19 protein-coding genes are annotated in these 22,604 nt (G+C 70.3%); 11 read left to right on the forward strand and 8 right to left on the reverse strand.

The window, feature by feature from the left end; all coding sequences use genetic code 11:
* Nucleotides 1-13 precede the first annotated feature (13 nt).
* The 4 genes from JNX00_RS03925 to JNX00_RS03940 form a co-directional block, all read right to left on the reverse strand.
* Nucleotides 14-3,166: an error-prone DNA polymerase gene (locus tag JNX00_RS03925; protein ID WP_204744148.1), complete on the reverse strand. Its 3,153-nt coding sequence runs from the start codon at nucleotides 3,164-3,166 to the stop codon at nucleotides 14-16.
* A gap of 58 nt (nucleotides 3,167-3,224) precedes the next feature.
* Nucleotides 3,225-4,559 carry a DNA polymerase Y family protein gene (locus JNX00_RS03930; protein ID WP_204744150.1) on the reverse strand — a complete coding sequence of 445 codons (1,335 nt, stop codon included), beginning with the start codon at nucleotides 4,557-4,559 and terminating at the stop codon, nucleotides 3,225-3,227.
* Nucleotides 4,501-5,292: a translesion DNA synthesis-associated protein ImuA gene (gene imuA / locus JNX00_RS03935; protein ID WP_070401046.1), complete on the reverse strand. Its 792-nt coding sequence runs from the start codon at nucleotides 5,290-5,292 to the stop codon at nucleotides 4,501-4,503. Before imuA ends, JNX00_RS03930 begins: the two co-directional genes overlap by 59 nt.
* A 168-nt stretch (nucleotides 5,293-5,460) precedes the next feature.
* Entirely contained in the window at nucleotides 5,461-5,892 is a 432-nt protein-coding gene (locus JNX00_RS03940) for a YciI family protein (RefSeq protein WP_070401045.1), read from the reverse strand.
* Nucleotides 5,893-6,092: 200 nt separating this feature from the next.
* Between JNX00_RS03940 and JNX00_RS03945 the strand changes: the two genes are divergently transcribed.
* The 11 genes from JNX00_RS03945 (at nucleotide 6,093) to JNX00_RS03995 (ending at nucleotide 17,379) form a co-directional block, all read left to right on the forward strand.
* A complete protein-coding gene (locus tag JNX00_RS03945; protein ID WP_070401044.1) occupies nucleotides 6,093-6,698 on the forward strand; it encodes a TetR/AcrR family transcriptional regulator in 606 nt (201 codons plus the stop codon).
* Nucleotides 6,679-7,101, forward strand: a complete 423-nt coding sequence (locus JNX00_RS03950; RefSeq protein WP_070401043.1) for a cobalamin-dependent protein — start codon at nucleotides 6,679-6,681, stop codon at nucleotides 7,099-7,101. The genes JNX00_RS03945 and JNX00_RS03950 overlap by 20 nt, the downstream gene beginning before the upstream one ends.
* Nucleotides 7,098-8,780, forward strand: a complete 1,683-nt coding sequence (locus tag JNX00_RS03955) for an acyl-CoA mutase large subunit family protein (RefSeq protein ID WP_070401042.1) — start codon at nucleotides 7,098-7,100, stop codon at nucleotides 8,778-8,780. Before JNX00_RS03950 ends, JNX00_RS03955 begins: the two co-directional genes overlap by 4 nt.
* Before the next feature lie 5 nt (nucleotides 8,781-8,785).
* Nucleotides 8,786-9,979 (forward strand): methylmalonyl Co-A mutase-associated GTPase MeaB, encoded by a 1,194-nt coding sequence (gene meaB, locus JNX00_RS03960; protein ID WP_204744152.1) that lies wholly within the window; start codon nucleotides 8,786-8,788, stop codon nucleotides 9,977-9,979.
* The gene (locus tag JNX00_RS03965; RefSeq protein ID WP_139147146.1) at nucleotides 9,976-10,302 is read left to right on the forward strand and encodes a hypothetical protein; all 327 of its coding nucleotides are present in this window, start codon (nucleotides 9,976-9,978) and stop codon (nucleotides 10,300-10,302) included. The genes meaB and JNX00_RS03965 overlap by 4 nt, the downstream gene beginning before the upstream one ends.
* A gap of 12 nt (nucleotides 10,303-10,314) precedes the next feature.
* On the forward strand, nucleotides 10,315-12,261 hold the full coding sequence (locus JNX00_RS03970) for an AMP-binding protein (RefSeq protein ID WP_204744154.1): 1,947 nt from the start codon (nucleotides 10,315-10,317) through the stop codon (nucleotides 12,259-12,261).
* Nucleotides 12,262-12,272: 11 nt separating this feature from the next.
* Nucleotides 12,273-13,130: an ABC transporter ATP-binding protein gene (locus JNX00_RS03975; protein WP_070401343.1), complete on the forward strand. Its 858-nt coding sequence runs from the start codon at nucleotides 12,273-12,275 to the stop codon at nucleotides 13,128-13,130.
* Between the two features lie 16 nt (nucleotides 13,131-13,146).
* Entirely contained in the window at nucleotides 13,147-14,076 is a 930-nt protein-coding gene (locus tag JNX00_RS03980; RefSeq protein WP_070401342.1) for a branched-chain amino acid ABC transporter permease, read from the forward strand.
* Nucleotides 14,077-14,086: 10 nt separating this feature from the next.
* Nucleotides 14,087-15,163: a branched-chain amino acid ABC transporter permease gene (locus JNX00_RS03985; RefSeq protein WP_204744156.1), complete on the forward strand. Its 1,077-nt coding sequence runs from the start codon at nucleotides 14,087-14,089 to the stop codon at nucleotides 15,161-15,163.
* 69 nt (nucleotides 15,164-15,232) lie between these two features.
* Entirely contained in the window at nucleotides 15,233-16,558 is a 1,326-nt protein-coding gene (locus JNX00_RS03990) for an ABC transporter substrate-binding protein (RefSeq protein WP_204744994.1), read from the forward strand.
* Complete coding sequence (locus JNX00_RS03995) at nucleotides 16,555-17,379, forward strand: ABC transporter ATP-binding protein (RefSeq protein ID WP_070401108.1); 825 nt, start codon at nucleotides 16,555-16,557, stop codon at nucleotides 17,377-17,379. The genes JNX00_RS03990 and JNX00_RS03995 overlap by 4 nt, the downstream gene beginning before the upstream one ends.
* A 41-nt stretch (nucleotides 17,380-17,420) precedes the next feature.
* Here the strand turns inward: JNX00_RS03995 and JNX00_RS04000 are convergent, their stop codons facing one another.
* From JNX00_RS04000 to JNX00_RS04015, 4 genes are all read right to left on the reverse strand, one after another.
* Nucleotides 17,421-18,935 (reverse strand): Do family serine endopeptidase, encoded by a 1,515-nt coding sequence (locus tag JNX00_RS04000; protein ID WP_070401109.1) that lies wholly within the window; start codon nucleotides 18,933-18,935, stop codon nucleotides 17,421-17,423.
* Complete coding sequence (locus JNX00_RS04005; RefSeq protein WP_070401110.1) at nucleotides 18,932-19,288, reverse strand: hypothetical protein; 357 nt, start codon at nucleotides 19,286-19,288, stop codon at nucleotides 18,932-18,934. Before JNX00_RS04005 ends, JNX00_RS04000 begins: the two co-directional genes overlap by 4 nt.
* A 155-nt stretch (nucleotides 19,289-19,443) precedes the next feature.
* The gene (gene mprF, locus JNX00_RS04010; protein WP_204744158.1) at nucleotides 19,444-22,041 is read right to left on the reverse strand and encodes a bifunctional lysylphosphatidylglycerol flippase/synthetase MprF; all 2,598 of its coding nucleotides are present in this window, start codon (nucleotides 22,039-22,041) and stop codon (nucleotides 19,444-19,446) included.
* 157 nt (nucleotides 22,042-22,198) lie between these two features.
* Nucleotides 22,199-22,504, reverse strand: coding sequence for a hypothetical protein (locus JNX00_RS04015; protein WP_204744159.1), 306 nt, complete (start codon nucleotides 22,502-22,504; stop codon nucleotides 22,199-22,201).
* Between the last annotated feature and the right edge of the window lie 100 nt (nucleotides 22,505-22,604).

Here is a 22,604-nt window from a genome sequence, read left to right on the forward strand (position 1 = left end):
TCCCGAAATCGAATCAGTGGAAGTCCCGGCTTTCGGTCGCCAGCCGGCCGAGCAGCGGGGTGAGGTCTTCCAGCCGTCCCGCGATCAGGTTGCACAGCGGGCCCTCGCGCTGCCACACGCCGTGCACCGCGAGCAGCCGCGCGTGCAGCAGCTCGGCGCGCTGGCGCTCGCGCACGTGGCGCCAGACGATCACCTGCACCGCGCCGGTCTCGTCCTCCAGCGAAACGAAGATGGTGCCGTTGGCCGTCTGTGGCTGCTGGCGCACGGTGACGATGCCGCAGGCGCGCGCGAAGCGCTTGTCGGGTAGGGCCTTGAGTTCCTCGGCCGTCATCAGGCGCCGCGCGCGCAGCTGCGGCCGCAGCAAGGCCAGCGGGTGGCGGCGCAGCGTCAGGCGCGTGGCCGCGTAGTCCCAGACAATGGCCTCGCCCTCGGGGGCGGGCGGCAGTTCGATGGGCGCCTCGTGCACGGGTGCCTGGCGCAGCAGCGCGGGCGGCGCGCGATGGCCCGCCGCGTCCCACATCTGCAGGCGCCGGTGGCCGGACAGGCCGATCAGCGCGTCGGCCGCGGCCAGGGCCTGCAGCTCGCGCCGGTCCAGGCCCGCGCGCCGCGCGAGGTCTTCGGCGTCCTGGAAAGGCGCGTCGCGGCGCGCGGCGGCGATGCGGTCCGCCGCCGCGCGCGACAGGCCGCCCACCCGGTTCAGGCCCAGGCGCACCGCGGGTTCGCGCGGCAGGTCTTCCAGCGTGCAGTCCCGGTCGCTGTGGCTCACGTCCACCGGGCGCACCTCCACGCCATGGCGCTGCGCGTCCTGCACCAGCTGGCTGGGCGTGTAGAAGCCCAGCGGCTGGCTGTTGAGCATCGCGGCCAGGAAGGCGGCCGGGTGGTGGCATTTGATCCAGCAGGAGGCGTAGACCAGCAGCGCGAAGCTCGCGGCGTGGCTCTCGGGAAAGCCGTAGTCCGAGAAGCCGTGGATCTGCTGGTAGATGCGCTCGGCGAACTCGGCCGAGTAGCCGTTGCCGGTCATGCCCTTGACGATCTTCTCGTGGTACTTGTGCAGGCCGCCCTTGCGCTTCCACGCGGCCATGGCGCGGCGCAGCTCGTCGGCTTCGCCGGGCGTGAAGCCGGCGGCGATGATGGCCAGCTGCATCACCTGCTCCTGGAACACGGGCACGCCCAGGGTGCGCTCGAGCGCGGGCTTGAGTTCGTCTTTCTCGAAGTGCACCGGCTCCTTGCCCTGCCGCCGGTTCAGGTAGGGGTGCACCATGCCGCCCTGGATGGGGCCGGGCCGCACGATGGCGACCTCGATCACCAGGTCGTAGAAGGTGCGGGGGCGCAGGCGCGGCAGCATGCTCTGCTGCGCGCGCGATTCGATCTGGAACACGCCGATGGTGTCGGCCTCGCAGATCATGTCGTAGGTGGGATCGTCGCCGTCGGGGATGTCCTGCAGCGCGAAGGGCCGGCCGCGTTGCTGGCCGATGAAGACCAGGGCCTTGCGCAGCGCGGTGAGCATGCCCAGCGCGAGCACGTCCACCTTGAGCAGGCCCAGGGCGTCGAGGTCGTCCTTGTCCCACTCGATCACGGTGCGGCCTTCCATGGCCGCGTTCTCCACCGGCACCAGGCGCGTGAGCGGGTCCTGCGTGAGCACGAAGCCGCCTACGTGCTGCGAGAGGTGGCGCGGAAAGCCCGTGAACACGTCGCCCGCCTTGTCCTCCTCTTGGTCGGAGGCCTCGCCCGTGAGCACGCCGACCAGGTCGATGAGCTGGCGCACGGCCAGGTCGTCGGGCCGCAGTCCCACGGCCAGCAGGCGCTCGGCCGAAGGCGTCCGGCCGTCGAACCACTGCTGCTCCTTGGCCAGGCGGTCGATCGCCTCGGCGTCGAAACCCAGGGCCTTGCCCACGTCGCGGATGGCGCTGCGCCGGTGGTAGGTGATGACGGTGGCGGTGAGCGCGGCGCGCTCGCGACCGTACTTGCGGTAGAGGTACTGGATCACCTCCTCGCGCCGCTCGTGCTCGAAGTCGACGTCGATGTCGGGCGGCTCGTTGCGCTCCTTGCTGAGGAAGCGTTCGAACAGCACGGTCTGGCGCTGCGGATCGACCTCGGTCACGCCCAGGCAGTAGCAGACCACCGAGTTGGCCGCGCTGCCGCGGCCCTGGCACAGGATCTTTTCCCCGCGCGCGAAGCGCACGATGTCGGCCACGGTGAGGAAGTAGTGCTCGTAGCGCAGCTCGGCGATGAGCGCGAGTTCGTGTTCGATCTGCGCGCGCACCTTGTCGGGCGTGCCCGCGGGCCAGCGCCGCGCCGCGCCCCGTTCCGTGAGTTCGCGCAGGTAGGACGCGGGCGTTCGCCCTTGGGGCACCACCTCGGCCGGGTACTGGTAGCGCAGCTCGTCGAGCGAGAAGGCGCAGCGCTCGGCCACGCGCAAGGTTTCGGCCAACAGATCGGACGGGTAGGTGGTGGACAGGCGCAGCCGCGAGCGCAGGTGGCGCTCGGCGTTGGGCTGCAGCTGTTGGCCGCAGTCGGTGAGCGGCCGGCCCAGGCGCGTGGCGCTGAGCACGTCCTGCAGGGCCTGGCGCGAGCGCCGGTGCATCAGCACGTCGCCCGTGGCCACCAGCGGGATGGCGCTGAGTTCGCCGGCTTCGCGCAGGCGCGCGAGCCAGGCCTCGTCGTCGAGCTGGCGCAGCAGCGTGACCGCGAACCAGCAGCGCCCGCTGAAGCCGGTGAGCAGCCAGCGCGCCAGTTCGATCAGGCGCGGCAGCGGCGTGCCGCGCTCGGGCGCGGCGAGCACCAGGCAATCGGCCAGCGCCGTGGGGTCGATGTCGGCCAGGCGCAGGCGGTACTCGCCTTTGGTCGGGCTGGCGCGGCGCAGCCGCGAGATCAGCTCGCACAGGTTGCCATAGCCGTTTCGGTTCTGCGCCAACGCGACCAGTGTGAAGGGCGCGTCGTCCACGCGGAACTGCGCGCCGATGATCAGCGGCAGGCCGCGCGCCTTGGCCTCCACGTGCGCGCGCACCACGCCGGCCATGGAGCATTCGTCGGCGATGGCCAGCGCGGCATAGCCCAGTTGCACCGCGCGCCGCACCAGTTCCTTGGGGTGGCTGGCGCCGCGCAGAAAGGTGAAGTTGCTGAGGCAGTGCAGCTCGGCGTAGGCGGGCAGTGCGGGCGTGTTCATTCGGAAACTTCCGTGCCGCGCACCGCGGTGCGAACCCCTTCGGGCGGCCGAGCGGGGTTCATGCAAACACCCCGTGCAGGTACCAGGCGCCGCCCTCGTCGGCCAGGCGTTCCTGGAACACCCAGAGCACGCCGGCCCGAGCGTCGAACGCGACGAAGTAGTCGCGCTGCGCGTGGCGGTGCTGGACGCCGTCGGGCGCGCGGTCCCACCAGCCGCCTTCCACGCGGTGTGGCCCGGCGATGAGTTGCAGCGTTTCGCGGTACACGGGCCGGTGGTCACGCACCGGCAGCCGCAAGGGCTGGGGCAGCACCCAGCTCGGCTGCGGCGTGCGGTCGGCGGCGCAGGGCGCGGGACGGGCGCGCGGCAGGGGCTCGCCCACAGGCTGCCAGCGCTGCATGTGCTCGAGCCGGTGGTCGTCCAGCGGCACGGGCCGCAGCACGCGCGCCGCGCCCAGCCGCGCCGCGAGGCGCTCCAGGGTGTCGTCCAGCGCGGCGTCGCTCGCGCCGTCGTCGGGCAGGAGCGAGGCGCTGGGCGGCGCCAGCGGCTGCGTGTCCAGGGCCTCCAGTTCCAGCTCACCCACCGGCGCCAGCAATTCGGTGCGCGCCAGGTGTTCGGCGAGCAGGCGCGCCAGGTGCTCGACGCGGCGCGTGGGCGTGCGCGTGCGCAGCACCAGTTCGCCGCCTTCGCCCGCGGCGCGCGCGCGCAGGGTGTCGTGCGCCCAGCGCAGCGCGAAGGCCGTGACGCCGCGGTGCCGCGCGCCCAGCCAGCCGCCCAGGCGCAGCAGCAGGCGGTGCGCGCCGTGCATGAGCGAGGGCGCGTCTTCCACGCGCGACATCAGTTCCAGCCGCGCGCGAAAGGTCTCGGGGGGCGCGAGCCAGCCGTGCGTCTCGGGGCGTTGGCCATGGGCTTGGTCCAGCGCCTCCAGCAGCGCGGCGTCGAAGCGTCGGCCGAGGCCCGCGCGCGGCAGGCGGCGCAGGTCGCCCAGCGTGCGGCAGCCCAGGCGCGCGAGCGTGCCGCGGTGCGGGGCCACGGCCCCAAGCGTGTCCATCGGCAAGCGGTCCAGCGCGCGCGCCAGCGGTACACCAGGGTCGACGCCCTCGACACCCGCGCGCGCGAAGGCCAGCGCGGCCAGGCCGGTCGGGGCCCAGCCGATGCGGTGGATGCCGAACTCGGCCGCGGCCGCCTCGCGCACGCGCTCGCGCAGCGCCGCCTGGCCGCCGAACAGGCGTTGGCTGGCCTCCAGTTCCATGAGCGTGGCGCCCTCGACCAGGGCCACCCGCGGCGTGAACTGCAAGGCCCAGGTGCCCAGTTCGGCGAGGCGCCACCCTGGCGCTTCAGGCGCGCTGCCGCTGCCGCCGCTCGCTTCGGGAAGGATCAGTGCGGCCCACCACATCGGCGGCCTCCTCGTTTTCAGGGGTCCGTCGGCCCAGCGCGCGCAGACGCGGGGTGAGCAGGGCGTCCAGCGCGCCCGGCACCGAGGGCAGGCGCAATTCGCTGTCGTGCGGCGGGCCGCGGCGCTTGAGCAGGCGCACGCGCAGGGCCCAGTCGGGGCTGTGCTGCACCAGCAGGCGCAGCGGCGCGGGCGAGGCCTGGTGCCGCGCGGCCTGCGGGCGAAACAGCAGCACCAGGCCGTCGTTGCCTTGCGCGCTCACCTGCAGGCGGCGCAGGGCCTCGGGGCTGGCCTGCGGCAGCCAGGCCAGCAGCGCGCCGCAGGCGTTGGCGCGGATGAGTTGCTCGCTCGCCCACAGGCGCTCGGCCTCGCTGTCGGCTTGCACCCAGATCAGCTGGCGCGCCGGCAGTCCCAGCTGCTGCAGCCCTGGCCCATGCGGCACCCAGGGCGGTCCCACCAGGGCCAGGCTGCGCCCTGCGCTGGCCAGGCGCGGCAGGCAGGGCGCGAGCAGGCGCCACTCATGGGCGCCGGCGCGGGCCTGCAAGACCTCGGTGAGCGCGCGGCAGGGCCAGCCGCCGCCGGGCAGCTCGCGGTCCAGCGCGTCCCAGCCCGAGGGGTGCACGCGCGCCAGCGGCGCGCCGATTTCATGGCCGCGCCAGAGGGCGTCGGCCACGCGGCGCGGCCAGGGCGCCGCGGACGGGGGGAGGGCCGAAGGCTCGGCCGAGGGGGAGAGCATGGCATCTAGATACTGTATTTATGTACAGTATCACATGTGATGCTTGCCTGAAGGATTCAGGCGATGAACCGAGGGCTGGCGCCCGGGCGCCTGCCCGCACGCACCTCACCAGGCGCTGCGTGGGGCCAAGGGCTTGCGTCCCCTCGGCCAGGAGACGGACCCGCTGTCTCAGCGCTTGTGCTGCGCGATCAGCTGTTCGCGCAGCCGCTCCTCCTGTTCACGCAGCTCGGGCGTGAAGGCCTCGCCGAAGTCCTCGGCCTCGAAGACGCGGCGGATCTCGATCTCCGATTCGCCGCGCATGGGGTTGGGGCAGCGCTTGACCCAGTCGATGGCTTCTTGCAGCGAGGCGCATTGCCAGATCCAGAAGCCGGCGACGAGCTCCTTGGTCTCGGCGAAGGGGCCGTCGATCACGCTGCGCTGCTGGCCCGAGAAGCGCACGCGCGCGCCCTGCGAACTCGGGTGCAAGCCTTCGCCCGAGACCATCACGCCGGCCTTCACCAGTTCTTCGTTGAAGCGGCCCATCTCGGCCAGTTCCTGTTCGGTGGGCATCACGCCCGCTTCGCTGTCGGCCGTGGCCTTGACCATCACGATGAATCGCATGGGGTTCTCCTGTGTGTTGAGTGATCGCAATAGGGCATTGCATCACCACGACGGCCCAGCCCGCGCGGCATCGACATCCCGGCCGGTGGCGCGGCCCACAAGCCGATGAACGGCAGATCCAAGAAAACCCTGGGTGGGGGCCGGTTGACACCGGCCGAATCTGGAATCACACTTAAACCTAACGAACGATTGCTTTTTATATGCCGGCCGCCACCAAGACCTCCCGGGGTCCACGCTCCGACAACCGCCTGCCCGATCTGCTCGACGCAGCCGCGCGGTTGTTCGCGCTGCACGGCTACGCGGGCACGTCCATGCGCGACATCGCGGTGGAGGCCAAGATGCTCGCGGGCTCGGTCTACTACCACTTCCCTTCGAAGGACGAGCTGCTGCTGGCCGTGTACGCCACCGGCGTGCAGGCGCTTGAAACCGCCTCCGCCACCGCCGTGGCGCGCGAGGCCGATCCCTGGCAGCGGCTCGAGGCCCTGTGCCGCGCCCACCTGGAGACCGTGCTGCGCGACAGCGACTACGCGCAGGTGCTGATCCGCGTGCTGCCCGACGACATTCCCCGCATCGCCGATCGCCTGCGCGATCTGCGCGGCAACCACGAGCGCTACTTCCGCGAAGCCATCGCCGGCCTGCCCCTGGCGCCCGGCATCGACCGCCGCTCGATGCGACTGATGCTCATGGGTGCCCTGAACTGGGCGCCTTTCTGGTTCGACCCCCAAGGACGCGATACCCCACGCGCCCTGGCGCGGAAATTCGTGGGGCTGGTCAAGGAGAAGCAGGATGTTGAAACGTCCGCCTAGGGTGATCGTCACCAAGATTGGGTTTGATGGCCACGACCGTGGCAGTCGCGTGATCGCGGCCTGCCTGCGCGACGCGGGCATGGAAGTGATCTACACGCCGCCGTGGCAGGAGATTCCCACCGTGGTGAAGCTTGCGCTGGAAGAGGACGCCGACGTGATCGGCATCTCCTCGCTGGCCACCGACCACCTCATCGTGCCCCGGCTCATGGCCGCGCTGCGCGAGGCCGGCCTGGGCGACGTGCAGGTGATCGTCGGCGGCATCGTGCCGCACAAGGACGAAGGTGTGTTGCTCGAGAGCGGCGTGGCTCGGGTGTTCCACCCGGGCACCTCGCTCGACGAGGTGGTCGAGCACGTGAAGGCGCTCACGACCAAGCGCCGCGAACTGCAAGGAGCGCAAGCATGAACGCCGTCGACAAGCACCTGCACGCCGCGTCCGTGCCCGAAGGTGAGCAGCGCTGGGCCGATGAGTTCGCCAAGGCGGTGCCGGGCGATGCCACCGTGCACAACCGATCGGGCATTCCGGTCAAACCGCTGTACACGCCCAGCGACCGGCGCACCGAGTCCTACGCGGAAAGCCTGGGCTATCCGGGCCAGTACCCGTTCACGCGCGGCATCTACTCCACCATGTACCGGGGGCGCAGCTGGTCGCAGCGCCAGCTCATCGGCCTGGGCGTGCCCGAGGATTACAACGTCCGCGTCAAGGAGATCCTGGGCCTGGGCGCCTCGGCGCTGTCGCTGATTCCCTGCAACTCGGTCTTCCGCGGCTACGACGCCGACGAGGTGCCGGCCGAGCTGCTCGGCACCTGTGGCACCGTGGTCAACAACGCCGACGACATGCAGGTCGCGCTCGATGGTGTGCCCATCGACAGCATCTCCACCGCGATGAACGATCCATCGCCGTTCACCCTGCTGGCCTTCGAGCTGGCGGTGGCACGCCGCCGCGGCATTCCGTGGACGCGCATCACCGGCACCTCGAACCAGAGCGACTGCATCTCGCACTTCGTGGCCAACCACATGTTCTTCCGCCTCGCGCTGCAGGGCGCGCGCCGGGTCATCGTGGACCACATCCGCTTCTGCAACGCGCAGGTGCCCCACTGGAACCCGCTGTCCATCGTTGGCCAGCACATGCAGCAGGCCGGCGCCACGCCCGCCGAAGCCATGGCCTTCACGCTGTGCTCGGGCATCCAATACGCCGAGGACTGCATCGCCGCCGGCATGGACCCCGACCAGTTCCTGCCGCGCTTCACCTTCTTCTTCGACATCTCGATCAGCTTCTTCGAGGAAGTGGCCAAGTTCCGCGCCGGTCGCCGGGTCTGGGCTCGCCTGTGCCGTGAGCGCTTCGGCGCCAAGGACCCGCGCTCCTGGCGCTTCAAGTTCCACGGCCAGACCTCGGGCGTGGACCTCACGCGCCAGCAGCCGCTCAACAACATCGCGCGCGTCACCACGCAGGCCATGGCGGGCATCTTCGGCGGCCTGCAGTCGCTGCACACCGACGCCTACGACGAGGTGCTGTCCACGCCCAAGACCGAGGCCGCGCGCATCGCCGTGGCCACGCAGAACATCCTGCGCGAGGAGGCCCACCTCACCGACGTGATCGACCCGCTGGGTGGCTCGTACTACATCGAGTCGCTCACCGACCAGATGGAGCAGCGCATCAACGCCATCATCGACATGATCGACGAGGCCGGTGGCATGTACCAGGCGGTCGAGAAGGGCATCGTGCAGCAGATGATCGGCGAGTCCGCGCTGGCGTTCCAGAAGCGGGTCGACACGGGCGAGCAGACCATCGTGGGCGTCAACGCCTACCAGGTCGAGGAAGACCCGGCCACCTACCCCTCGCTCGAGTACCCGGCGCCCGAGCGCATGCGCGCCTACGTGGAACGCCTCGGCGCCTACAAGAAGAACCGCTCGAACGCCGAGGTCGACAAGGCTATCGCCGCGCTCGCGCGCTCGGCCAACGACCGCGAGCAGAACGTGTTCGAGCACGTGGTCCGGGCGGCCGAGGCCGGTGCCACCCACGGCGAGATCTGCGGCACGCTGCGCAAGGAGCTGGGCTTCGGTCAACCCTTGACGATGGTGTGATCGCCTTGATCAATACCCTCAGCGAACGCATCGCCTGCGGCGACCGCCTGACCCTCGCGCGGGCCATCAGCAGCCTGGAAAGCAACGACGAGCGCGCGCACGACGTGCGCCAGGCGGTGGCGGGGCGCACGGGCCGCGCGCACGTCATCGGCGTCACCGGGCCACCGGGCGCGGGCAAGTCCACGCTGGTGTCCGCGCTCATCGTGGGCCTGCGCCAGCGCGGCCGCACCGTGGCCGTGGTGGCGGTCGATCCGTCCAGCCCCTTCACCGGCGGTGCCGTGCTGGGCGACCGCATCCGCATGGGCGAGCGCCAGTCCGACGAGGGCGTCTTCATCCGTTCGCTCGCCTCGCGCGGCCACCTGGGTGGCCTGGCCGCCGCGGCCGGCGACGTAATCGACGTCTTCGACGCCGCCGGCTTCGACGTGGTGATCGTCGAGACGGTGGGCGCGGGCCAGTCCGAGGTGGAGATCACGCGCTACGCCGACACGCGTGTCGTGGCCTGCCCGCCGGGCCTGGGCGACGACGTGCAGGCGATCAAGGCCGGCGTGCTTGAAATCGCCGACATCTTTGTCGTCACCAAGGCCGACCTGCCCGACGCGCGCCGCACCGAGTCGGACCTGAACGCCATGATCGGCCTGCGCCGCCACGCCGACTGGACGCCGGTGGTGACGAAGGTGTCTGCGCCGTCGGGCGAGGGCATGGACGCGCTGGTGGAGTGGCTGGAGCAGCGACCGCAGCGCGGCCTGCGCCACGCCCCCGGTGGCGCGCAGCAGGCCCGAGCCCTGGTGACGCGCTGTCTGGGCGCCGACGGCTTCGGCCAGGCCATGGGCATGCAGTTGTTGTACGCCGCGCCCGGTGAAGTGAAGCTGCGCATGCGCGTGCAGCGCATGCACATCAACTTCAACAAGCGGTGCCACGGTGGCGCGATCTTCTCGCTTGGCGACATGGCGCTCGGCCTGGCCTGCAACACCTACGGCAGCATCGCCACGCTGGTCGACTCCCAGATGAGCATCTCCACCGCGGTGGAAGAGGGCGAGTGGCTGATCGCGCACGCCACCGAGGTGGCACGCTCGCGAAAGATCGGCACCTACCAGGTGCGGGTTTCGCGCGCGCGCGACGACGCGCACGTCGCGCTGCTCAATGGCGTGGTGTACGTGATCGACAAGCCGGTCGAGGTGGCCGGGGACGGACCGGCATGAGACCGTCGCCGCCTTCGCCGCCCGCGCGTGGCGGGCGCCAGCAGTTGCGCACGCTCAAGCGCCAGGCCCGCCGCGGCGCCGCGCCCGGCGCCTCGCCCGTGCAGCGCGAGCAGGGCCGGCGCATCGCGCTCGACCTGCTGGAACGCAGCATGCGCTTCGGCCACGGCCGCCTGGCCGTGCAGCGCCTGTGCGAGGCCGCGAGCCTGGGGGCTCCGCTGAGCCTCGAGCACTGGTCCTATGGCGAAGGCGTGGTGGCGGGCTCCAACGACCGCCTGCTCAAGGACCGCTTCCTGGCCGCGCGCCGACAACACGTCCCTCTCTGAGAAAGCCATTCCGTGGACACCACTTTCCCCCGCCAACTGAAACGGCAGGCCGCCCGATACCCCAACCGACCCGCGATGCGAGAGAAGGCGTACGGGATCTGGCAGACGACGAGCTGGGGCGAGATGCTGCGGCTGGTGAGGTGTCTGGCGTGTGGTTTGCACGAGGCGGGCTTGAGGCGTGGGGAGCACCTGGTGGTGATAGGGGCGAACCGGCCGAGGCTGTACGCGACGATGCTGGCGGCGCAGTCGCTGGGGGCGATCGCGGTGCCGCTGTACCAGGACGCGGTGGCTGGGGAGTGCGTCTTTCCGATCAACAACGCCGAGGTGCGGTTGTGCGTGGTGGAAGACCAGGAGCAGGTGGACAAGATGCTGGAGATCCGGGGGCAGTGCCCGCAGCTCGAGCGCATCTGGTACGACGATGCGCGCGGGCTGAGGAACTACGAGCAGGCGGGGCTGCAAAGCCTGGACGCGCTGGTGGGCGCGGGCGAGGCGTTCGATCGGGCGCACCCTGGGTTCTTCGACGAGCAGGTCGAGCAGGGCCAGCCCGATGACGTGGCGGCGATGTTCTTCACCAGCGGCACGACGGGCAACCCCAAGGGGGTGGTGCACCTGCACCGCGGCCTGCTCGACCGCGCGGGGGCGGGCGCGCGCTTTGACAAGCTGGGCCCGAGCGACGAGGTGCTGGCCTACCTGCCGCCGGCGTGGATCGGGCAGAACATCTTCTCCTACGCGCAGTGGCTGGTCAGCGGCTACGTGGTCAACTGCCCGGAGAGCAGCGCCACGGTCAGCATCGACATGAAGGAGGTGGGGCCGACCTACTACTTCGCCCCGCCCCGGGTCTTCGAGGGCCTGCTGACCAGCGTGATGATCCGCATGGAAGACGCGGGCGCGCTCAAGCGCTGGCTCTTTCACAGCGCCATGGGGCTGGCGCGCCGCGTGGGCCCGGACCTCATGGACGGCAAGCCGGTGGGCGCGTGGGACCGGCTGAAGTACCGCCTAGGCGACTGGCTGGTCTACGGCCCGCTGCGCAACAACCTGGGCCTAAGCCGCGTGCGCGTGGCCTACACCGCGGGCGAGGCCATCGGGCCGGACCTCTTCAGCTTCTACCGCAGCATCGGGGTGAACCTGAAGCAGCTCTACGGCTCCACGGAGACGGCCGTCTTCGTGTGCCTGCAGCCCGACCACGAGGCCAGGGCCGACACGGTGGGGGTGCCCTGCGAGGGGGTGCAGATCAAGCTCAGCGAGACGGGCGAGATCCTGGTGCGCTCGCCCGGGCTGCTCAAGGAGTACCACAAGAACCCGCAGGCCACGGCCGAGGTGCTGGACGCCGAGGGCTGGTACCACACCAGCGACGCGGGCTTCATCGACGCGGCGGGGCACCTGAAGATCATCGACCGGGTCAAGGACGTGGGGCGCCTGAGCGGTGGCGCGCACGACGGCGCCATGTTCGCGCCCAAGTACGTGGAGAACAAGCTCAAGTTCTTCTCGCACATCAAGGAGGCGGTGGCCTTTGGCGACGGGCGAGATCGCGTGTGCGTGATGGTCAACATCGACTTCGAGGCCGTGGGCAACTGGGCCGAGCGGCGCAACTTGCCGTACACGGGCTACACCGACCTGGCGGCCAAGCCCGAGGTCTACGAGCTCATCGCGCAGTGCGTGGAGCAGGTCAACGCCGACCTCAGCCGAGACGAGCGGCTGGCGGGCAGCCAGATCAGCCGCTTCTTGGTGCTGCACAAGGAGCTCGACGCCGACGACGGCGAGCTCACGCGCACGAACAAGGTGCGCCGCGGCTTCATTGGCGAGAAGTACCAGGCGCTGGTGGAGGCGCTGTACGCGGGCAAGCGCGAGCAGTTCATCCAGACGCAGGTCAAGTTCGAGGACGGTCGCACGGGCTCGGTCAGCGCCACGCTGCAGATCCGAGACGCCAAGACCTTCGCCCCGGTGAAGGAGGCGGCATGAGGCAGATCGACATGGACCAAACGGGCGAGTCGGGCAGCGCCGGGGGCGCGGCCGCCAGCGCGGGCGCCAAGAAGATCGGCGAGGTGATCCTGGATGTGAAGAACATCAGCCTGCGCTTTGGCGGGGTCAAGGCGCTGACCGACATCAGCTTTGACGTGCGAGAGCACGAGGTGCGCGCCATCATCGGGCCCAACGGCGCGGGCAAGAGCTCCATGCTCAACTGCATCAACGGGGTGTACCAGCCGCAGGAGGGCTCGATCAGCTTTCGTGGCCAGACCTTCCGGCACATGAACAGTCGCCAGGTGGCCGAGATGGGGATCGCGCGCACCTTCCAGAACCTGGCGCTGTTCAAGGGCATGAGCGTGATCGACAACCTCATGAGCGGGCGCAACCTGCGCGTCAAGAGCGGCTTGCTCGCGCAGGCGTTTCGCCACCCGTTCGCGGGCCTGAAGTGGCTGGGCTCGGCGCAGCAGGAGGAGGAGCAGCACCGCGCCTTCGTCGAGAACATCATCGACTTCCTGGAGATCCAGGCCTACCGCAAGACGCCGGTGGGCACGCTCCCCTACGGGCTGCAAAAGCGCGTGGACCTGGGCCGCGCGCTGGCCATGCAGCCGCAGGTGCTGCTGCTCGATGAGCCCATGGCGGGCATGAACCTGGAGGAGAAGCAGGACATGAGCCGCTTCATCCTGGACGTCAACGACGAGTTCGGCACCACCATCGTGCTGATCGAGCACGACATGGGGGTGGTGATGGACATCTCCGATCGCGTGGTGGTGCTCGACTACGGAAAGAAGATCGGCGACGGCACCCCCGAAGAGGTGCGCGGCAACGAGGAGGTCATCCGCGCCTACCTCGGCACGAGCCACTGATGGAGCAGATGTAGCCATGGCCTTCTTCCTCGAATCGCTCTTCGGCGGCCTCATGGCCGGCATGCTGTACTCCCTGGTGGCGCTGGGCTTCGTGCTGATCTTCAAGGCCTCGGGGGTGTTCAACTTCGCGCAGGGCGCGATGGTGCTGTTCGCCGCGCTGGCGATGGCGCGCTTCTCGACCTGGGTGCCGCAGTGGATCGGCATCGAAAGCCTCATCCTGGCCAACGCCATCGCCTTCGTGCTGGCCGCCGCGCTGATGTGGGTGGTGGCCTGGCTGATCGAGCGCCTGGTGCTGCGCCACCTGGTCAACCAGGAGGGCGTGACGCTGCTCATGGCCACCCTGGGCATCACCTACTTCCTCGACGGCCTGGGCCAGACCCTGTTCGGCTCGAACATCTACGCCATCAACGTGGGCATGCCCAAGGACCCGGTCTTCCTCATGGAGAGCACCTTCCCCGGCGGCGTGCTCATCAACCTCGAAGACGTCTACGCCGCCTGCATCGCCGCGCTGCTGGTGGGCGCGCTCAGCCTGTTCTTCCAGAAGACCAGCACCGGGCGCGCGCTGCGCGCCGTGGCCGACGACCACCAGGCCGCCCAGTCCATCGGCATCGCGCTCAACCGCATCTGGGTCATCGTGTGGTTCGTCGCCGGCGTCACCGCCCTGGTCGCCGGCATCATCTGGGGCTCCAAGCTGGGCGTGCAGTTCTCGCTCACCACCCTGGCGCTGCGCGCGCTGCCCGTGGTCATCCTCGGCGGGCTGACCTCCGTGCCCGGCGCCATCATCGGCGGACTCATCATCGGCGTGGGCGAGAAGCTCTCCGAGGTCTACCTCGGCCCCTTCGTCGGCGGCGGCATCGAGATCTGGTTCGCCTACGTGCTCGCCCTCGTCTTCCTTCTCTTCCGACCCCAAGGGTTGTTCGGCGAGAAGATCATCGATCGCGTCTGAGGAGCTGACCATGTTCTATCGCGAAAACGGTCAGTTCAAGACCTCCTACCGCGCCGACCAGCAGATCTTCCCCATCGACCAGGACCGGTGGCTCGTGCTGGCCCTGCTGGCGGTCGTCTGCCTGGTGGTGCCGGCGCTCGCGAGCGATTACCTGCTGCGGGCGATTCTCGTGCCCTTCCTGATCCTCGCGCTCGCGGCCATTGGCGTGAACATCCTGGTGGGCTACTGCGGCCAGATCAGCATGGGCTCGGGCGCCTTCATGGCCATGGGCGCCTACATGGCCTACAACAGCCTGGTGCGTGTCGATGGCATGCCCCTGATCGTGGCCCTGCTCATCGGCGGCCTGTGCGCCACGGTGTTCGGCGTGCTGTTCGGCCTGCCCAGCCTGCGCGTCAAGGGCCTGTACCTCGCCGTCGCCACGCTGGCCGCTCAGTTCTTCGCCGACTGGATGTTCCTGCGCGTGAAGTGGTTCACCAACGACTCGCCTTCTGGCTCGGTGTCCGTGTCGAACCTGCAGCTGATGGGCTGGACGATCGACACGCCGGTGGAGAAGTACCTGTTCTGCCTGGGTTTCGTGGTGGTGTTTGCCTGGCTCGCGAAGAACCTGGTGCGCAGCGCCATCGGCCGCGAGTGGATGGCCATCCGCGACATGGACGTGGCCGCCGCGGTCATCGGCATCCGCCCGATGTACGCCAAGCTCACCGCCTTCGCGGTCTCCAGCTTCATCATCGGCGTGGCCGGTGGCCTGTGGGCCTTCGTTCACCTGGGCGCCTGGGAGCCCGCCGCCTTCGGCGTGGAGCGTTCGTTCCAGCTGCTGTTCATGATCATCATCGGCGGCCTGGGCTCCATCGTCGGCGCCTTCTTCGGCGCGGCCTTCATCGTGCTGCTGCCGATCTTTCTCAACCAGTCCCTGCCGGTGCTGGGCGCGCTCGTGGGCGTGTCCATCAGCACCACGGGCGTCGCCCACGCCGAAGCCATGGTCTTCGGCGCCCTGATCGTCTGGTTCCTCATCGTGGAACCGCACGGGCTGGGCCGCCTGTGGGCACTGGGCAAACAAAAGATGAGGACCTGGCCGTTCCCTCACTGACAGGCAGCGGGAGAGTGCACGACAACGGCCGATTCGCCCCGAACCGATAACCCACAGGAGACAGAGATGATGAAACGAACGCGCGCCCTGATCGCCGCTTCCGCGGCCCTCGTGCTCGCCACCACCACCACGGCCGGCTTCGCGCAGGCAAAGGAGCAGTTCTTCCCGCTGCTGACCTTCCGCACCGGGCCCTACGCGCCCAGCGGCGCGCCCTGGGCCAACGGCTTCGTGGACTACTTCAAGCTGGTCAATGCCAAGGGTGGCATCAACGGCGTGCGCGTGGCCTGGGAAGAATGCGAGACCGGCTACGCCACCGACCGCGGCGTGGAGTGCTACGAGCGACTGAAGGGCAAGAACGGTGGCGCCACGGTGTTCCAGACCATGTCCACGGGCATCACCTTCGCGCTCACCGAGCGCGGCGCGGCCGATGGCATCCCGATCCTCACGCCGGCCTATGGCCTGAGCGAGAGCGCCGACGGCGAGGTGTTCAAGTGGAGCTTCCCGATCGCGGGTTCGCACTGGGCGTCGGCGGACACGCAGATCCAGTTCGTGGGCCACAAGCTTGGCGGCATGGACAAGCTCAAAGGAAAGAAGATCACGCTGCTCTACCACGACAGCCCGTATGGCAAGGAAGCGATCCCGGTACTGACGGTGCGCGCGAAGCAGCACGGCTTCGAGCTCACCAATATTCCGGTGCCGCACCCCGGCGTGGATCAGAAGGCGCCCTGGCTGCAGATTCGCCAGAGCCGCCCCGACTACGTGCTGCTGTGGGGCTGGGGCGTGATGAACTCCACCGCGCTGAAGGAAGCGCAGGCCACCGGCTTCCCGCGCAACCGCATCGTGGGCGTTTGGCCTTCGGGTTCGGACTCCGACGTGAAAGGCGTGGCCGGCGCCGAAGGCTACAGCGCGGTGCTGATCCTGCCGGGTCCGGGCTTCGACTCGAAGGTCGCCAAGGAGGTGCTGGCCACGCTGCACGCCAAGAACGAAGGCGCGGGTCCGAAGGACGAGGTGGGTTCGGCGCTGTACATGCGCGGCCTGATGAACGCGATGTTTGCCGTCGAAGGCGTGCGCCGCGCACAGGAGAAGTTCGGCAAGGGCCAGGTGATGACGGCGGCGCAGGCGCGCTGGGGCTACGAGAACCTCGACATCGACCAGAAGCGCCTGCGTGAGCTCGGCCTGGACGATGTGATGCGGCCGGTGGCGACGAGCTGCAAGGACCACATGGGCCCTTCTTCCGCGCGCGCCTATACCTGGAACGGCAAGACCTGGGACGTGAGTTCGGACTGGCTGCAGGCCGATCCCGCCATCATGAACCCGCTGCTTAAGGCCGCCGCCGACAAGTACGTGGCCGACAAGAAGCTGACGCGCCGCGCCGCGGCCGACTGCGCGTCATGAGCGCGCCCGCCGCCCAGGCCGCGCCGGTGGTCCTCAACGTCAACGGCATCGAGGTCATCTACAACCACGTGATCCTGGTGCTCAAGGGCGTCTCGCTGAGCGTGCGCGAGGGCCAGATCGCGGCCATCCTGGGCGGCAACGGCGCGGGCAAGACCACCACGCTGCGCGCCGTCTCCAACCTGCTCAAGGGCGAGCGCGGCGAGGTCACCAAGGGCAGCATCGAGCTGCGCGGCGAGCGCATCGAGAACCTCTCGCCGGCCGACCTCGTGCAGCGCGGCGTGGTGCAGGTCATGGAGGGGCGCCACTGCTTCGCGCACCTCACCATCGAGGAGAACCTCATGACCGGCTCCTACACCCGCAAGGACCGCGCCGAGGTCGCGCGCAACCTGGAGAAGGTCTACACCTACTTCCCGCGCCTGAAGACGCGGCGCACCAGCCAGGCCGCCTACACCAGCGGGGGCGAGCAGCAGATGTGCGCCATCGGGCGCGCGCTCATGGCCAACCCCAGCGTGGTGCTGCTCGACGAGCCCAGCATGGGCCTGGCGCCGCAGATCGTGGAGGAGGTCTTCGAGATCGTGAAGGACCTCAACCACAAGGAGCGCGTGACCTTCCTGCTGGCCGAGCAGAACACCAACATGGCGCTGCGCTACGCCGACTACGGCTACATCATGGAGAGCGGGCGCATCGTCATGGACGGCCCCGCGCCCGAACTGCGCAACAACGAGGACGTCAAGGAGTTCTACCTCGGCATGGGCGGCGGTGAACGCAAGAGCTTCAAGGACATCAAGTCCTACAAAAGAAGAAAGCGGTGGCTCGCGTAGCGGGCCACCGCCTCATGCCTCGGGCCTGAAGCCCGCAACGTTCAGCCCACGCGCAGGGGCACGAACAGCGTGTTGCCGTCGCGCAGGAGCTGCAGCGCGATGGCCTGTTTGGCCTCGCGCGCCTCGGCCTTGACCTGGGCCACCGTGCTCACCGGTTTGCCGTTGATGCCGATGAGCAGGTCGCCAGCCTGCACGCCCGCGAGTTCGGCGGCGCCCGTTACGTCCTCGATCAGCAGGCCCTGGCGCGCGCCGCTGGCGCGCCGCTCGGGCTCGCTCAGGGGCCGCAGCATGAGGCCCAGCTTGTGCTCGCTGCCAGCGGCCGAGGCGGTCTTGGCCTTGCCCGTGCTGTCGTCGCTGGCGCTGGCCAGCTCGACAGAGGCCTGGGCCTCGCGCCCGTCGCGCCAGTAGCTGATGTCCACGCGCTCGCCGGGCTGCGCCTGGCCCACCAGCAGCGGCAGGTCAGCGATGCGGTCCACCGGCTCCTTGCCTACGCGCAGGATGACGTCGCCCGACCGCAGGCCTGCCTTGTCGGCGGGGCTGCCGGGCTCCACCTGCGCCACCAGCGCGCCCCGCGGCGCATCCAGTCCGAAGGATTCGGCCAGTGTCTGGTTCACTTCCTGCGCCGCCACGCCCAGGCGCGCGTGCTGCGCCTGGCCGCTCTTCACGATCTGGTCCTTTACCTTCAAGGCGACGTCGATCGGGATGGAGAAGGACAGGCCCTGGTAGCCGCCGGTGTGGCTGAAGATCTGCGAGTTGATGCCGACCACCTGGCCGCGCGCGTTGAACAGCGGGCCGCCGGAGTTGCCGGGGTTGATCGCCGCGTCGGTCTGGATGAAGGGCACGTAGCTTTCGTCGGGCAGCGATCGGCCCTTGGCGCTGACCACGCCCACGGTGGCGGTGTTCTCGAAGCCGTAGGGCGAGCCAATGGCCAGCACCCAATCGCCCACGCGCAGGTCCTTCTCGGTGCCGAGCGGCACGGTGGGCAGGTTCTTGGCCTCGATCTTGAGCACGGCCACGTCGGTCATGGGGTCGGTGCCGAGCACGCGGGCCTGGAACTCGCGCCGGTCGGGCAGCTTCACCGTGACGTGCGAGGCGCCGTCCACCACGTGCGCGTTGGTCAGCACCAGGCCGTCCTTGTCGACGATGAAACCCGAGCCCTGGCCGCGCACGATGTCCTGGCGGGGGGCTTCGCCGCTTCCGTCGGGGAAGGGGAAGGGGAAGCCGAAGGGATTGGCGCCCTGGCGCGACGCACCGTCGCCCGACAGGCCCACGCGGCGCGTGCCGCTGACCGAAATGTTGACCACCGCCGCGCCATTGGCCTGCGCGATGGTGGCGAAGTCGACCGGGCCGCCGGCGGGCGCCGCCACCGACGCGGCGGTGCGCAGGAAGGCGGTCGGCGTGGTGGGGGCGGCGGCGGGTATGGAGGCTGGGTTGCCGTGGCGCGAGAGGCCCCAGCTCACGGCCAGGCCGCCCACGGCGCCCGACACCAGCATGGCCGTCACCAGCGGCAACAGGCGGAGGCGCAGGTAGCGCGCGCTCATCAGGGGTTTGTTCATGCTCGGCCTCCGTCCAGTCGCGCCATCAGCAGCGCGTCACCGGCCTGGCGCAGGGCCGACAGCGCGGACCACGGGTGGTGCAGCCGCAGGTGAAAGGCCGCCTCCTCCAGCAGGGACCAGGCCGCCATCGAGGCACCCGCCTGATCGCGCAGCAGCGAGCGGGCGTGCTCGATGCGGTGCGCGGCCTGCGCGTCGTGGTCGCAGTAGATGGCCACCATGGCGTCGCGCACGTCGTCGAGCAGCGGCACGAGGTTGGTGGTGGTCGCGCCAGGCGCGAGCGGACGGTGGTGACCGGCCGCGTGGATCAGCGAATCGATACCGGTCACCGACGATGGCAAGGGGTTCTGTTGCATGAACTTCTCCAGTCGTTGGGGCCGGCGCGGCGGCGGGATTGCCACGGTGCCGGCGTGGAAAAAATCATGCGCGCGGGAGGTTGCGGGCCGGCTACCGGCCGCGGCGCCCATGTTTCGTATGCAACGGAGAAGGGAGGATCGCCTGGCGGGCGGCGTCAGCGCGCGACGATGCCGCGCCAGCCGCCGCCGATGAGCGAGGCCAGGTCGAACAGCACGCCCGGCAGGGCCAGGCCGCCGGGCGCGGCCAGGTAGCGAGGCTGCCAGACCGGGTCGAACTTGGCCTTGTAGGCGCGCAGGCCCTGGAAGTTGTAGAAGTGCTCGCCGTTGTGGAACAGGGCGGTGCCCACGCGGTGCCACAGCGGCGCCAGCGGGTGCGTTTCCAGCCCGGCCAGTGGCGCCATGCCCAGGTTGAAGCGTTGAAAGCCGCGCGCCGCGCCCCAGAGCATGGTCTCCACGAAGAGGTAGTCCATCACGCCACCGGGCGCCGTGGGCAGGTGGCGCATGAGATCGATGGACAGTTCCGTGCGGCCGTCGCCGGTCCACAGGTTGGCGAAGGCCACCAGCTCATCGCCGCGCCACACCAGGGCGTGTGGGAAGTGGCGCAGGTAGGACTCGTCGAAGCGCCCCAGCGAGAAGCCCTTCTCGCGCGTGGTTTTGCCCTGCAGCCAGGCCTGCGACACGGCCCGCAGGCGCGGCAGCGCGGCGTCCACCGCCGCCGCGTCGATCACCTCGTGGCGCAGGCCCTCGCGCTCGGCCTTGCGGTGCGCGCGCCGCAGGTTGGCGCGGGCCGCGCCCTCCAGGCTGAAGCCGGCCAGCGGCACGATCGCCTCCTCGCCCAGCTTGGTGGCGGCCAAGCCCATGTCCAGGTAGAGCGGCAGCCGGTGCGCCTCGACCTGATAGAACGCCGCGCGCGCGCCGTGGCGGTCGGCCATTTCCAGCAGCTGCCAGGCCAGGCGGTCGCCCTCGGGCGCGGCGCCCACGGGGTCGCCCATGGCGATCCAGCTGCCGCCGTGCACCTGGTACATCACAAAGGCCAGGCCCTCGGGGTCGATCAGCAGGCGCTTGTCGCCCAGCAGGGCCAGGGCGGCATCGGTGCGGGGGGCCTCGGCTATCAGTCGCTGGGCCGTCTTCAGGCCGCTGGCCGTGGGCTCGGCGCTGCCCGGCGGTCGGGGCCGCACCGCCTGCCACAGCGCCAGCGTGGCGCAGGCCACCGACACCAGCAGGGTGGCGCGCAGGTAGCGTGGCGCGTTGCCGTGCAGCGCGACATGCCACCAGAGTTCGTTGCGGTACTCCACGTGCCGGTAGCTGAACAGGCCCACCCAGGCGCTGGCCAGCACCACCGCGCCGATGCCCAGCCAGGCCGCGGGGCCCAGGTCGGTGGGCTCCAGCCGCGCGGGGCGGTTGAAGGCCGCGCGTCCCGCGTACAGCACACCCGCCGTCAGCAGCGCGATGGCGGATTCCTCCACGTCCAGGCCCTTCACCAGAGACGCCGCCGCGCCTGCGAGCAGCAGCAATACCGCCAGGCGGTGCGCGGCCGCGATGCGGCGCAGCAGCGCCTGCGACAGCACCAGCAGCGCCAGGCCGATGAGGCTGCCCGCAAGGTGCGAGACCTCCAGCAGCGGCAGGGGCAGCACGCCACCGAGCCAGTGCAGCCGCTCGCCGCGCGCCGGCAGGCTGCCGGAGACCAGCAGCACCGCGCCAGCGGCGAAGACCATGGCGCTGCCCACCCAGGGTGCGACCCAGGTGACCGCGGGCTGCGCGCGCCGCGCCAGGCGCCACCAGCGGCGCCCGTGCGCGCGCAGCAGCATGGCGCTGGCGATCAACGCCGTCAGTGCCAGGGGCAGCAGGTAGTAGATGGCGCGGTAGGCGAGGGCCGCGGCCAGCAGGTCCTGCGCGTTCGCCTGCGGCAGGCCCGCGATCAGCACCGCTTCGAACACGCCCAGCCCGCCGGGCACGTGGCTGGCGATGCCCACCAGCGCGGCCAGCACGAACAGGCCCAGGAAGCTTGGCCAGCCCACCGTGCCCGCGGGCAGCAGGCTCCACAGCACCAGGGAGGCGGCCGACAGGTCGATCACGGCCAGGGTGAGCGAGGCCAGGCCGGCCGTGGGTCGGGGCCGGGGGTAGGGCCACCAGGGCAAGGCCTGGCCGGGCCGGGCGCGGGCGAGCCAGGCCAGACCGGCCAGGGGCAGGGCGGCCAGCAGCAGGCCCACCCCGTGGCCCAGGGCCGCTGGCAGGCCCAACGCGGCCAGCAGGGTCGGGGGCTCCAGGGCCAGTGCGAACCCGCCGCAGAACAGCAGGCCCATCGCCAGTCCCGCGGCGCCGAGTCCCATGACGGTGGCGACTTCGGCGGCCGACAGGCCCCAGGCGCCATACAGGCGCAGGCGCACCGCGCCCCCGCTGACCAGGGCAAAGCCCAGGTTGTGCCCGACGGCCGTGGCCATGAAGGCGGTGGCGGCCACGCGAGGCGCCGGCAGCGGCCGCCCGATCAGGCGCAGGGCCAGGGCGTCCTGCCCCGCCAGGGCGGCGTAGCTGATGGCGGTGGCCGCCAGCGCCGCGAGCAGGGCCGAGGCGGGCAGGGCCGCGATGGCGTGGCGCACGTCGGCGGGGCGCAGGTGGGCGAGCTCGCGGTGCAGCCACCACAGCGCCAGCGCGAGCAGGGCCAGGCTCGCGAGGCTGAACAGCCAGCGCCAGGGCCAGGCCCGCCAGCGGGCCAGTGTGGCGAGAGAGGGGTGGGGCCAGGGGGGCGAGGGCATGGGGTGCGGGCAGGGGGTGTGCCGCCATGTTGCGGTAAAGGCGGGGCCCGTCGCGATTACCCGAGCGCGACGGCGCATAAAAAAGGCGGACCCGGAGGTCCGCCAAGGGGGCAAACGGCACGGGCCCGTCCAGCCGGCCGTCTGAAAACGGAGGGGTTTACTGCGCGGGTTTGGCGGCCGGCTTGTGGGTGGTCTTCTTCATCTTGTGGTCTTTCTTCGTGGCCTTGGCGTGTTTCTTCTCGGCCTTCTTCACGGCCGGCTTGGTCGCCATCTTGTCGGCGGCCGGCGGGGTGGCGGCCGGCATGGCGGCGGGTGCGGGGGTGGACGGCATGGCAGCGGGTGCGCTGGCCGGGACCGGCGGGGCCGGTTGCTTGAGCGCGCCGCTGGCGCTGCCTTGCGCCCAGGCACTGGCGCCCAGGGCGAGGATGGCGGCGGCGATGAGGGTGTTGCGCGTGTTCAGCATGAAAACTCCGTGGTCGCAGTGCTTGTGTGTCGCGGTCGATGCTGCGTGTCATCGACCACGGGGCGGATCGTGGCGGTGCTCGTGCATCGCGGCGTGTCGT

The organism is Hydrogenophaga sp. YM1, from assembly GCF_016903055.1.
GTDB classification, from domain to species: Bacteria; Pseudomonadota; Gammaproteobacteria; order Burkholderiales; family Burkholderiaceae_C; genus Hydrogenophaga; species Hydrogenophaga borbori.

What these genes read in the sequence shown, in the direction of transcription:
- JNX00_RS03925 (WP_204744148.1), bottom strand. Translation starts at nt 3,166, where the DNA reads ATGAACACGCCCGCACTGCCCGCCTACGCCGAGCTGCACTGCCTCAGC.
- JNX00_RS03930 (WP_204744150.1), bottom strand. Translation starts at nt 4,559, where the DNA reads ATGTGGTGGGCCGCACTGATCCTTCCCGAAGCGAGCGGCGGCAGCGGC.
- imuA (WP_070401046.1), bottom strand. Translation starts at nt 5,292, where the DNA reads ATGCTCTCCCCCTCGGCCGAGCCTTCGGCCCTCCCCCCGTCCGCGGCG.
- JNX00_RS03940 (WP_070401045.1), bottom strand. Translation starts at nt 5,892, where the DNA reads ATGCGATTCATCGTGATGGTCAAGGCCACGGCCGACAGCGAAGCGGGC.
- JNX00_RS03945 (WP_070401044.1), top strand. Translation starts at nt 6,093, where the DNA reads ATGCCGGCCGCCACCAAGACCTCCCGGGGTCCACGCTCCGACAACCGC.
- JNX00_RS03950 (WP_070401043.1), top strand. Translation starts at nt 6,679, where the DNA reads ATGTTGAAACGTCCGCCTAGGGTGATCGTCACCAAGATTGGGTTTGAT.
- JNX00_RS03955 (WP_070401042.1), top strand. Translation starts at nt 7,098, where the DNA reads ATGAACGCCGTCGACAAGCACCTGCACGCCGCGTCCGTGCCCGAAGGT.
- JNX00_RS03965 (WP_139147146.1), top strand. Translation starts at nt 9,976, where the DNA reads ATGAGACCGTCGCCGCCTTCGCCGCCCGCGCGTGGCGGGCGCCAGCAG.
- JNX00_RS03975 (WP_070401343.1), top strand. Translation starts at nt 12,273, where the DNA reads ATGGACCAAACGGGCGAGTCGGGCAGCGCCGGGGGCGCGGCCGCCAGC.
- JNX00_RS03980 (WP_070401342.1), top strand. Translation starts at nt 13,147, where the DNA reads ATGGCCTTCTTCCTCGAATCGCTCTTCGGCGGCCTCATGGCCGGCATG.
- JNX00_RS03985 (WP_204744156.1), top strand. Translation starts at nt 14,087, where the DNA reads ATGTTCTATCGCGAAAACGGTCAGTTCAAGACCTCCTACCGCGCCGAC.
- JNX00_RS03990 (WP_204744994.1), top strand. Translation starts at nt 15,233, where the DNA reads ATGAAACGAACGCGCGCCCTGATCGCCGCTTCCGCGGCCCTCGTGCTC.
- JNX00_RS03995 (WP_070401108.1), top strand. Translation starts at nt 16,555, where the DNA reads ATGAGCGCGCCCGCCGCCCAGGCCGCGCCGGTGGTCCTCAACGTCAAC.
- JNX00_RS04000 (WP_070401109.1), bottom strand. Translation starts at nt 18,935, where the DNA reads ATGAACAAACCCCTGATGAGCGCGCGCTACCTGCGCCTCCGCCTGTTG.
- JNX00_RS04005 (WP_070401110.1), bottom strand. Translation starts at nt 19,288, where the DNA reads ATGCAACAGAACCCCTTGCCATCGTCGGTGACCGGTATCGATTCGCTG.
- mprF (WP_204744158.1), bottom strand. Translation starts at nt 22,041, where the DNA reads ATGCCCTCGCCCCCCTGGCCCCACCCCTCTCTCGCCACACTGGCCCGC.
- JNX00_RS04015 (WP_204744159.1), bottom strand. Translation starts at nt 22,504, where the DNA reads ATGCTGAACACGCGCAACACCCTCATCGCCGCCGCCATCCTCGCCCTG.